Source organism: Syntrophorhabdaceae bacterium, assembly GCA_036504895.1.
GTDB lineage: Bacteria > Desulfobacterota > Syntrophorhabdia > Syntrophorhabdales > Syntrophorhabdaceae > PNOM01.
The window spans coordinates 19,700-29,678 of sequence record DASXUJ010000083.1; the positions used below are offsets into that span (position 1 = coordinate 19,700).

Genomic DNA, 9,979 nt, shown 5'->3' on the forward strand with positions numbered 1-9,979 from the left:
CTAAAAGCGCATAAAAGGAAGGCGGAAACGGGGCCGGAGCGCGCCTGTGCTCAGAAAGTCTCTCGCAGGACTTCCTCTATGGTAGTGATGCCGTTTTTGATCTTTGTGAGACCGCTCTGCCTCAAAGACATCATGCCTTCTTCCATGGCCTTTCTTCTCAACTCCGATGCGTTGGCTTTCAGGAAAATAAGCTCCCGTATGGCGGCGGTAACGGGCATTACCTCATAGAGCGCTACGCGGCCTTTATAGCCGGTGTTATTGCACTTGCTGCAACCTTTCCCCTTATATATGTGGACCGTATTGGCATCTTCTTCGGAGAAACCGATGTTCATCAAGGCCCGGGGGGGATGGCTTACCTCTTCCTTGCACTCCTGACATATTCGCCGGACAAGCCTCTGGGCGGCAATGAGGATGACCGACGTGGCCACCAGGAAAGAATCGATGCCCATATCCGTGAGGCGTGTTATTGCCGACGGTGCGTCGTTCGTATGAAGGGTGGAAAGGACCAGGTGGCCGGTAAGAGACGCCTTGACGGCGATCTCCGCGGTCTCGTTATCCCTTATCTCCCCTACGAGGATGATGTTGGGGTCCTGGCGGAGGAAGGAGCGCAGCACGGAAGCAAAGTTCAGGCTGATCGACTCCTGGACCTGGACCTGGTTAATACCGTCAATATTAAATTCAACAGGGTCTTCGACGGTCATGATATTGACCTCGGGGGTGTTGATCCTCCCTATGGCGCTGTAAAGGGTATTGGTCTTTCCCGATCCGGTCGGTCCCGTAACGAGCACCATGCCCCATGGCTTAAAGATCGCTTCCTCAAAATTCCTGAGGCTCTCCGTTTCAAAGCCAAGTCGCCTCATGTCAAGCATGAGGCCCTCCCTGTCGAGGAGACGCATCACAATCTTCTCACCGAACAAGGTGGGGGTAGAGGAGACACGGATGTCAATATTCTTCAATCTCCCCCCGAGTTTCATCTGGATCTTTATCCTCCCGTCCTGGGGGAGCCTCTTTTCCGCGATATCCATTCTTGAAAGCACTTTAATCCTGGAGGTGACGCCGTCTTTAAATCTCATGGGCAGTCTGATGATCTCATAGAGCACTCCGTCTATGCGATAACGGACCCGCTCCGAATCTTCGAAAGGCTCGATATGGATGTCGCTGGCGCCTTTCTTGATGGCTTCGGTAAAAATGTGGTTGACGATCTGGACCACGGGGGGCTGTTTCGCATCCGATTCGAGCTTTGCCACATCTCCCGACTCTTCTTCCTCCACGATTTCCAGCGAAAGGTTGTCGCCCGCCCCGAGATCGTCCATGAGCCGTCTCAGCTCCACGTTATGAGTAGTCTCATAGTAAGTTTCTATGGCTTTGGATACTGCTGCCTCGGACGTGAGGACGGGGTCGATATCGAATCCCGTGAAGAGCTTGATCTCCTTGAGGTCGAATATTTTTGTGGGATCGACCAGGGCGAGGGTGAGGGTGTTACCCTTTTTTCTGATAGGCATGATGTTGTATCTGCGTACGGTATTGAGGGGGATGAGGCTGATTACGCTCTCCTCGATCTCGGTATTCTCGAGATCGATCACAGGGATCGCGAACTGGCGTGAGAGGGCCTGAAGGATGCCTTCCTCGCTAATAAGACCCTTTCTGATGAGGACCTCTCCGATCCTGCCGCCTTCGAGCTTCTGGTCTATCAGGGCTTCATCGAGCTGCTTCTGGGTGATATGGGACATCCTTACGAGAAGCTCTCCTAAAAGGAACGCCATGGCCTACTCCTTTTTCTTACCATTCTCCGCTTTATCCGGTGATATGCAGATCACGGACTCCGGACCTGCTCCCGTTAATTCTCTCATATAGACCGGCCTTTTGCAAGGCAAGCGCCCGCAAAGGATTGAAAGTAAAGGTGATTGTAGGGTTAATCGGAACGGATGGAGGCACGATGATTTCTGGGGCGGGAATCGGGACCGGGTTCAGCCCGAAATGATTACCTTTCTGAAATTTCGTTTACCCACCTTGATTATCAGTTCGTCATCTGACGGGACTTCTTCTGAAGTGACTTTGGCCCCGTTAATTGAGACCCCACCCTGAGCGATCATTCTCTTGGCCTCGGAAGTGGAAGGGACCAGCCCCACCTGGGCGAGGAGCTTGGGGAGCCAGGGACCCGCATCGCTCCTGGAGACCGTCATGGACTCAATGTTATCCGGAATTTCCTTGTTTTTGAAGATACGCTCGAAGTTTTGATGGGCGGCTTCGGCCTCACCCGCATTATGAAACCGGGTGATGATCTCTTTGGCAAAGGCTATTTTCGCATCTTTGGGATGGACTCTGCCCGTCCTTATATGCTCTTTGAGGGTATTAAGCTCCTCCAGGGAAATATCGCTCAGGAGCTCATAATATTTCAGCATGAGGTCGTCCGAAATTGACATGAGCTTACCGAAGATGGTCTCTGAGGGCTCGTCTATGCCCACGTAGTTCCCATAGGACTTGCTCATCTTGTTGACGCCGTCCGTGCCCTCGAGGAGTGGTACGGTAAGGACGATCTGCGATTCCTGACCGTACACCTTCTGAATATCCCTTCCCACGAGGAGGTTGAATATCTGATCGTGGCCCCCCAACTCCACGTCCGCCTTCAGTGCCACCGAATCATACGCCTGGACAAGGGGATAAAGGAATTCATGGATGCTGATAGGGAGATTGTTCTGAAGTCTATTTCTGAAATCTTCCCTCTCCAGCATACGGGCTACCGTATACTGTGCGCAGAGCCGTATCATGTCCGCCGCGTTCATGGCTTCCATCCACTGGCTATTGAATCGAATCTCGGTTTTTTCAGGATCGAGGATTTTAAACACCTGATCTTTATATGTTTCGGCATTCGCCATCAGCTCTTCCCGTGTCAGGGTGGGGCGTGTCTCAATCCTGCCCGTGGGGTCGCCGATGAGTCCGGTAAAATCCCCGATAAGAAAGACTGCCGTATGTCCCAGCTCCTGGAATTGCTTCAGTTTCTGGATCACGACAGTGTGGCCGAGATGGAGGTCGGGTGCGGTAGGGTCCATTCCCAGTTTGACCCTGAGGGGCCTTTTCTCTTCCCGAGCCTTGAGGATCTTTTTCCTGAGATCGGCCTCGTTGATCACGTCGACCGCTCCCCGCTTCAATATTTCGATTTCTCTCTCTATATCGACCATGGGTCCGCTCCGTCTTATAATTGGATCTTCTGTTTGACCCGCTCTATCTTGAGGCACCTGTTTCCTGTTGCCGCGAGAGTGAGGAGCACCCCCTGCACCTCTACGTCATCTTTTCCGACCTCGAATTTCTGGGGGAGCTGGGTAATGAACTTCGTAAGGATGGCCGATTTTTCCATTCCGATCACGGAATCGGCGGGACCGGTCATTCCAAGATCGGTGATATAGCCCGTGCCGTTCGGCAAAACCCTCTCGTCCGCGGTCTGCACATGTGTATGGGTGCCCACCAGTGCCGCCACCTCGCCGTCAAGGAACCAGCCCATGGCGATCTTTTCGGAGGTCGCTTCCGCGTGAAAGTCTACAATGAGAGGTATGCTCTTATCCGCATGAGCGATCAACTCCTCCATGGCCCGGAACGGACAATCCACGGTGCCCATGAATATACGGCCTTCGATATTCGCCACACTAAGGGCTTTATTCCCCTTTCTTATCACGGAGTAGCCGAAGCCTGGGGTTCCGGGGGGATAATTGAGGGGACGGATCACCCTCTGCTCGCCCATGAGATAGGGGATAATGTCCCGTTTTCTCCATACATGGTTCCCGGTGGTGAGCAGATCGATTCCCGAAGATAACATCTCATTGGCGAGGGAAGGGGTAATCCCTATACCGCCGGCGATATTTTCGCCGTTCATTATCTTGAAATCGGCTTCGACGGTTCTTACGAAACTTTCGACTGCTTTACGACCCGGCTTCCCGATCACGTCGCCAAGGAAAAGAACCCTTATCTCACTTGGCATATTCTACTGCTCTCGTCTCCCGTATGACGACGATCTTGATTTGACCGGGATAGGATAGCTCCGTCTCGATCTTCCGGGCAATGTCTTTCGACAAAGAAAAGGTGAAATCATCGGTGATGCGCTCGCTGTTGACCACGATCCTGATTTCCCGGCCGGCCTGAATGGCATATGATTTCTCCACGCCGGAAAAACTGTTCGCAATGCGCTCGAGCTCTTCAAGCCTCTTGATATAGGTTTCCAGCATCTCCCTGCGGGCGCCGGGCCGTGCGCCCGACAAGGCATCTGCGGCCTGCACGATGACATCGAGGAGTCCTGTTGTAGGGACATCTTCATGGTGGGCGAGGATCGAGTGAACGATCTCTTCTTTCTCGCCGTATTTCTTGGCCAGATCGGCGCCCAGGGATGCATGGGAGCCTTCTATCTCATGGTCCACCGCCTTCCCGATATCGTGGAGGAGACCGGCTCTCTTTGCCTCTTTCACATTCGCCTTCAGCTCCGCCGCGATAATGCCGCAGATGAAGGCAACCTCCAGGGAATGCTGATAGATGTTCTGGGCGTAACTGCTCCTGAACTTGAGTCGCCCCAGGAGTTTTACCATTTCAGGATGAACGTTGTGAACCCCGAGGTCGAAGACGGCCTGCTCCCCGGCTTCCTTGGTCTTGTTCTCCATCTCTTCCGCAACTTTCGAGACGATCTCTTCGATCCGTGCGGGGTGAATCCTCCCGTCGCTTATCAGGCGCTCTATGGCGACTCTCGCAACCTCTCTTCTGATGGGATTGAAGCAGGACAGGATGACTGCTTCAGGCGTGTCGTCTATGATAATATCAACACCCGTGGCGGCTTCGAGGGCCCTGATATTCCTTCCTTCCCTTCCGATGATCCTTCCCTTCATCTCCTCATTGGGGAGGGTTACGGCGGATACCGTATCTTCACCCACATAATCTCCCGCATAACGCTGTATGGCAAGGGCGATTATCTCTTTGGCCTTCTTGTCCGACTTTTCCCGGGCCTCTTCCTCTATCCTCTTGCAGATCTTGACGGCCTCGTACCTGGCCTCGTCCTCCATCATCTGCATGAGCACTTTTTTCGCCTCTTCAGCGGTAAGACCGGAGACCTTTTCCAACTGCTCCCGTCCTTTCACGAGGAGGTCGTCATATTCTTTCACTTTTGCGTCAAGACTTGTCTGTTTTTGGGTGAGATCGCGGTCTTTTCTCGCAAGGTCCTCTTCCTTCTTGTCGAGGCCTTCCATCTTCTTGTCCAGACTTGATTCTTTTTGCGAAAGCCTTCTTTCGGAGTTGAGAAGCTCCAGTCTTCGCGTCTTTATTTCCTGCTCGATTTCATTGTTGGCCTTTATGACGACATCTTTGGCCTGGATGGATGCTTCCCTGAGGAGGACGTCCGCCTCTTTTTTGGCGTCGTCCAGGATCTTTTTACCGATCTTCTCGTACTCGCCGACCCTCTTTTTCTGAACGAAACGGGCAAAAACAAACCCTATGAGCAATGCTGCGATGAAACAAACGATTGGCAGTACTATATTTATATTCAAATTACCCCCTTGGATAATGTATAGGGGGCTAGTCCGATGAGGAAAGAGTCAATCTATCTTTTATGCTGCACTTAAGGCTATTTTATACCTCCAAATAACGTTAAGGTATTTATGTCAACTCCCCTATTTCCTCAACAACTACCCCTAATTTATTAAAACCCCCGCGATGCCGTGTGAACAATAAAAACTCGAACCTCTAAATACATGTGGGCGCCTATGTGCTGCATCAGGCTTCTCGTTTGCACGAGCATGCACACCGCAGCAGGAAAAAGCCCCCGTTAAAGAGGTGTTGGTTCTAAGTTTACCATTCATCACGCGCATCGCAGGGAACCTTAAATTCTTCAACTTTTTTCAGGAGCCTCAACGCGCTCCCCTCAAATCTCTCTGCCTGTTCTCTCATGGCCAGATACTCGTCCGAAAGTTCCATCATGGCCATGATTACCGCGTTTATGGTATTCACTATGCCGTAGTTATCGAGTACGTATCGCACCTTCTCGTCAACAAAGCCGGCCGCCTTCTTAATCCGTTCCTCATCTTCGCCTATAAAGGTGAATGGTTGGTTTAGTATCCTAACCTCAACCTTTTTTTCCATCTACACCTTTACACCTCTACTTTATCTACCTTTTCGAGCAGTCTGGTGACTTTGTCTATGATCAACTCTCTTTCGGCCCGGACCGAATTTACCTTTTCCTGCAGGTCCGCGTTTTCAGCCTCCATGGTTCTCAGTCTTGCCGTCACTTTTTCATGCTCGTCTTTCATCGCGATATAGCCGTTGATAAGGCCGTCGATCTTCTCTTCCAGTTCCACTATTTTAGATTCGCTAAACAGTTCCATGATTGATTAATTATCGTTTTTTTGCTCAAAAGTCAAGTGTAAAAGGCAGGCCTTGATGAAGGGGTCTATGCCGCCATCGAGTACCGCTTCCGCATTATGGGCTTCCAGTTTCGTCCGGTGATCCTTTATGAGTTTATAGGGGTGGAGAGTATAGGAGCGAATCTGGCTTCCCCATGAGATGTCCTTCTTTTCTTTATTGAGGGTATTCATCTTCTCTTCCTGTTTCTTCTTCTCCAACTCGTAAAGGCGTGATTTGAGGATAGCCATGGCTATCGCCCTGTTCTTGTGCTGGGACCGCTCGTTCTGGCACTGCACCACAAGTCCTGTCGGCAGGTGAGTAATCCTTATTGCCGATTCCGTCCTGTTGACGTGCTGACCGCCGGGTCCGCTCGATCGGAAGGTATCTACCCTTAAATCCTCGTCCCTTATATCTACCGGCACGTCTTCGGGAAGCTCGGGATAAGTGTAGACAGAAGCGAAGGACGTGTGGCGCCTGTTATTGGCGTCATAAGGGGAAACCCTTACGAGCCTGTGGATGCCTACTTCGCATTTCATGTAGCCGTAGGCATAGGGGCCCCTGAGAAGGAAGGTGGCGCTTTTAATGCCCGCTTCTTCGCCTTCGAGAATGTCAACTACCTGGGTCTCGAATTTTCTCGCTTCCGCCCACTTGAGGTACATCCTGAAAAGCATCTCGGCCCAGTCCTGGGCTTCCGTGCCTCCTGCCCCCGCATTTATGTAAATGATCGCATTTCCTTTATCGTTTTCGCCCCCGAGCATACGCTCCATTTCGTAATTGCTGAGCGATTCGTCCAAATCATCCACAAGGCCGGTCAGTTCCGCGAGATCTCCCGGTTCTTCCGTCTCCCGCGTGATCTCGGCCATGATCAGGATCTCTTCAAGATCATGCTCTTTCTTGGCCCAACGGTCGATCTCTTCCTGAAGGCGGGAGCGCTCTTTGAGGATCTGCTGTGCCTTTTCCTGGTCGTCCCAGAACGCGGATTCCGCTATGCCTTTATCGAGTTGTGCGACCTGACTTTCAAGCGCAGGGAGGTCAAAGATAACCTCTGAGGGAGGCCATCCTTTCCATCAATTCATCAATCTTACTCTTCACGTCATCAAGCATAGCTTCATCCTTCAATTTAATTTGGGGCTCACGTCGCCCCCTCAACCGGCGTAAGCCGGTCGAGCCTCCCCTTCTCGCTCGCTGTGCGAGCTACATCGCGGCGGTTGATTCCGAGGAAGTGTCTATTTTCTAACCCCGCCTGTCCACTATCAAGGGAAAGGCTACTTTTTTGCCACTCTTCAGAATTATCACCACCGAATGGTAGTTTTGCTCAACCCACGGACTACTTATAATATTTTACACCAAATACATATAAATTACTAACTCCTAAAACCTTCTCGACTATCGACTGCCTCACAAATAGCTGTCCGTGTCTGCCCTTTCTCCTATCCTTCTTGTCACTTCCGCTCCGAAATAGCTGCATTTTGCGGGTTTTATCCCTTCTGTCTGCCTGGAGAGATCGTAGGTCATTACTCCGCCCCGGATAGTCTCCTCGATTGCCCTTCGAAGCATGGAGGCGGCTTTATCCAAGGCCATGTAATCGAACATCATGGCGCCCGAAAGGAGAAGGGAAGTGGGGTTTATGAGGTCCTTGCCCGTATATTTGGGGGCACTGCCATGGGTAGGCTCGAAGATCGCCACGTTATCGCCGATGTTGGCGCCCGGGGCCACTCCGAGGCCTCCTATCAGGGCGGCGCATGCGTCCGAGAGGTAGTCGCCGTTCAGATTGGGGCAAAGGAGAATGTCGTAATCCTCGGGTCTTAAAATTGCCTGCATAAACATGTTGTCTGCGATCCGGTCATTGAACACGAGCTTGCCCGGTTCGTCGGAACAGGTCACCCTGTCGGCGAACTCCCCGGCCACCTCGTACGCCCATTCCCGGAACGCGCCTTCGGTGAATTTCATGATATTGCCCTTATGGACTACCGTGACGGAGCGCCGTTTATGGAGGAGGGCATATTCCAGGACCCATTTGGTGAATCTTCGCGTGCCCGTCCTGCTGATCGGTTTGACCCCTATGGCCGTGTCGTCGGACAACTCCACCTTCATCGTTTCTTTGAGAAATTTAAGGAAGGTACGCGCCTCTTCCGTGCCTTCTTTCCACTCTATGCCCTTGTAAAGATCTTCCGTATTTTCCCTGAAAATAATAAAATCGACTTTCTCGGGCGTTTTGAGGGGGCTCGGAAGTCCCTTGAAATGGCTGATGGGCCTCATGCATACATAGAGGTCGAAGATCTGCCGGAGGTAGACGTTTATGCTTCTGAATCCACCGCCTACCGGTGTGGTGAGGGGACCTTTCAGCGCGACCCGGTGTTTCTTCACTTCTTCTATAGTGCGATCCGAGAGGAGGCTCCCCTCCTGATCGAGTCCTTTCTGTCCTGCCAGAAGGGGTACCCATTTGATGCGTTTCTCGCCCCCATAGGCCTTGATCACCGATTCTTCGAGGGCTTCGTGAGAGGCAGCCCAGATATCTTCACCTGCGCCGTCTCCGACAATATAGGGAATATTGAGAATTTCCGTCATAATTTCAATCCGCCGTATTTTTTGATATATTGGTCCAATCCGCCTTCATCGAGGATGCTTCTCATGATCGGAGGCAGGGGTGAGAACTGTTTATGCAGATTTTTCGTCTTATCCGAAAGCATCCCCTCATCTACTTTAATCTCCAGAAGATCGCCTTCCTCAATGCCTTCCACGTCACAGATGATGGCGGCAAGTCCTACATTTATCGCATTCCTGTAAAAGATCCGCGCGAACGATCCGGCTACTATCGCATCGATACCTGCCATCTTTATAATGAGGGGCGCATGCTCGCGGCTCGATCCGAGACCGAAATTGGAGCCCCCTACAATTATGTCGCCCTTGCTGATCTTCTCGTGAAAACCCGGGGCTATGTCTTCGAAGACGTGCTTTGCGAGCTCGTCGAGATTCGACCTCAGGTGATAGAACCTTCCCGGAGTGATATGATCCGTGGAGATGTTATCACCAAACTTCCATGCCTTTCCCGTTATTATCATCAAAAACCTCCCTGGGATCTGTCAATTTTCCCGTTAAAGCCGTCGCTGCGGCAGTGGCCGGCGAGGCGAGTACGATGCCTGCATCCGGATTGCCCATCCTTCCCAGGAAATTCCTGTTTGACGTAGATACACATACCTCGCCGTCGCCGAGGACCCCTTGATGGAGTCCTATACACGGGCCGCACCCCGGCGGCAGTATGGTGGCCCCGGCCTCAAAAAGGGTGTTGATTACCCCTTCCTGGAGGGCGCGGTAATAGACGGCCCTCGAGGCCGGACCCACAAGGAGTCTCACGTTTTTCGCTTTGCGGCGGCCCCGCAGTATGTGCGCCGCAACCCTCAGGTCCTCGATCCTTCCGTTCGTGCAGGAGCCGATAAAGACCTGGCTCACCCCGATCCTGGCCCTCTCATCCGTGACGGGGACCACATTGTCCACCTGGTGCGGAAGGCTTACCATGGGCTCGAGCTTTTCGACATCGATCTCAAAAGTTTTCTCATACATCGCATCCTGGTCGGGGGTGATCTCAATGTAGGTGCTTTCCCTCTTC

The 9,979-nt window shown here is 52.1% G+C and carries 9 protein-coding genes and 1 other RNA gene; all 10 read right to left on the minus strand.

Annotated features, from left to right (window positions below; translation table 11 throughout):
• Positions 1-50: 50 nt before the first annotated feature.
• The gene (gene pilB, locus VGJ94_11730) at positions 51-1,763 is read right to left on the minus strand and encodes a type IV-A pilus assembly ATPase PilB (GenBank protein HEY3277284.1); all 1,713 of its coding nucleotides are present in this window, start codon (positions 1,761-1,763) and stop codon (positions 51-53) included.
• Positions 1,764-1,967: 204 nt separating this feature from the next.
• Complete coding sequence (gene tyrS, locus VGJ94_11735; protein HEY3277285.1) at positions 1,968-3,179, minus strand: tyrosine--tRNA ligase; 1,212 nt, start codon at positions 3,177-3,179, stop codon at positions 1,968-1,970.
• A 14-nt stretch (positions 3,180-3,193) separates the two neighbouring features.
• Positions 3,194-3,973 (minus strand): TIGR00282 family metallophosphoesterase, encoded by a 780-nt coding sequence (locus VGJ94_11740; protein ID HEY3277286.1) that lies wholly within the window; start codon positions 3,971-3,973, stop codon positions 3,194-3,196.
• Positions 3,963-5,519, minus strand: coding sequence for a ribonuclease Y (gene rny / locus VGJ94_11745; GenBank protein ID HEY3277287.1), 1,557 nt, complete (start codon positions 5,517-5,519; stop codon positions 3,963-3,965). Before rny ends, VGJ94_11740 begins: the two co-directional genes overlap by 11 nt.
• Before the next feature lie 154 nt (positions 5,520-5,673).
• Positions 5,674-5,851, minus strand: a non-coding RNA gene (gene ssrS / locus VGJ94_11750) — 6S RNA.
• A gap of 268 nt (positions 5,852-6,119) precedes the next feature.
• The gene (locus VGJ94_11755) at positions 6,120-6,353 is read right to left on the minus strand and encodes a hypothetical protein (protein HEY3277288.1); all 234 of its coding nucleotides are present in this window, start codon (positions 6,351-6,353) and stop codon (positions 6,120-6,122) included.
• 6 nt (positions 6,354-6,359) lie between these two features.
• Positions 6,360-7,476 (minus strand): peptide chain release factor 2 gene (gene prfB, locus VGJ94_11760; protein ID HEY3277289.1). Its coding sequence is split into 2 segments (ribosomal slippage): positions 6,360-7,406 and positions 7,408-7,476, totalling 1,116 coding nucleotides; the frame shifts between segments, so codons are not numbered across the junction.
• Between the two features lie 294 nt (positions 7,477-7,770).
• Positions 7,771-8,940, minus strand: coding sequence for an NADP-dependent isocitrate dehydrogenase (locus VGJ94_11765; GenBank protein ID HEY3277290.1), 1,170 nt, complete (start codon positions 8,938-8,940; stop codon positions 7,771-7,773).
• Positions 8,937-9,434, minus strand: a complete 498-nt coding sequence (locus VGJ94_11770) for a 3-isopropylmalate dehydratase small subunit (protein HEY3277291.1) — start codon at positions 9,432-9,434, stop codon at positions 8,937-8,939. The genes VGJ94_11765 and VGJ94_11770 overlap by 4 nt, the downstream gene beginning before the upstream one ends.
• Positions 9,400-9,979 (minus strand): aconitase family protein (locus VGJ94_11775; protein ID HEY3277292.1); only part of this gene is annotated, 580 nt, incomplete at its 5' end. The genes VGJ94_11770 and VGJ94_11775, both read right to left, overlap by 35 nt.

Bases quoted from the DNA above. Each gene is read 5' to 3' on its own strand.
- pilB (HEY3277284.1), bottom strand. From the start codon at position 1,763: ATGGCGTTCCTTTTAGGAGAGCTTCTCGTAAGGATGTCCCATATCACC.
- tyrS (HEY3277285.1), bottom strand. From the start codon at position 3,179: ATGGTCGATATAGAGAGAGAAATCGAAATATTGAAGCGGGGAGCGGTC.
- VGJ94_11740 (HEY3277286.1), bottom strand. From the start codon at position 3,973: ATGCCAAGTGAGATAAGGGTTCTTTTCCTTGGCGACGTGATCGGGAAG.
- VGJ94_11755 (HEY3277288.1), bottom strand. From the start codon at position 6,353: ATGGAACTGTTTAGCGAATCTAAAATAGTGGAACTGGAAGAGAAGATC.
- VGJ94_11765 (HEY3277290.1), bottom strand. From the start codon at position 8,940: ATGACGGAAATTCTCAATATTCCCTATATTGTCGGAGACGGCGCAGGT.
- VGJ94_11770 (HEY3277291.1), bottom strand. From the start codon at position 9,434: ATGATAATAACGGGAAAGGCATGGAAGTTTGGTGATAACATCTCCACG.